The sequence below is a fragment of the Microbacterium sp. zg.Y909 genome (assembly GCF_024626565.1).
Genome location: NZ_JANJFJ010000717.1, coordinates 1 through 786, shown reverse-complemented (window position 1 = coordinate 786; position 786 = coordinate 1). Strand labels below are relative to the sequence as shown.

Genomic DNA, 786 nt, shown 5'->3' with positions numbered 1-786 from the left:
GTAGAGGATGCGGGTCTGGCCGAAGAGGATCACCAGCGTGACGGAGAAGATCGACACGACGGCGCCGGCCGCCAGCAGCGTCGCCGGCCACGATGCGCCCAGCACGTCGGCGAGGATGACCGCCAGCCCGGCGCTCTGCTGGGCGGGATCGCTGAAGTCGCCCCACGGCTGTGCGCCGACGGCGGCCACCGCGACGAGCAGATAGACCGAGACGACCACGGCGAGCGCGATGAGGATCGCACGCGGCAGCGAGCGCTGCGGGTCGCGGACCTCGTCGCCCGCCGTCGACACGGCATCCAGCCCGATGAAGGTGAAGAAGATGGTGCCGGCCGCCGCAGTCACCCCCGCCGCGCCGTGCGGGGCGAACTCGGCGAAGTTGTCCACACGGAAGGCGGTGATGGCGATCGCGGCGAACATCAGCAGCACCGCCACCTTGATGACGACCATGATCGTGTTGACGACCGCGGATTCGCGCGTGCCCCGCACGAGCAGGACCGCGCACATGGCCACGAGCACGACGGCCGGCAGGTTCACGATGCCGCCCTCGAGCGGTCCCGCCATGAGCTCGGGCGGCAGGTGCCAGCCGAACACCGCGGCCAGCAGGTGGTCCAGGTACCCGCTCCAGCCCGACGACACCGCCGCGGCCGAGACGCCGTACTCGAGCATGAGGCAGGCGGCGACCCCCATCGCGACGATCTCGCCGAGGGTCACATAGGCATAGGAGTACGTCGATCCCGAGATCGGCACGGCGGAGGCCATCTCGGCGTAGCAGACGGCCGACAGGCC

Annotated in this window: 1 protein-coding gene; it reads right to left on the bottom strand. The window is 70.6% G+C overall.

Annotated features, from left to right (window positions below; genetic code table 11):
- The coding region (locus NQ160_RS24360; RefSeq protein ID WP_257517534.1) for an APC family permease at positions 1-786 on the bottom strand (786 nt) is incomplete at both ends.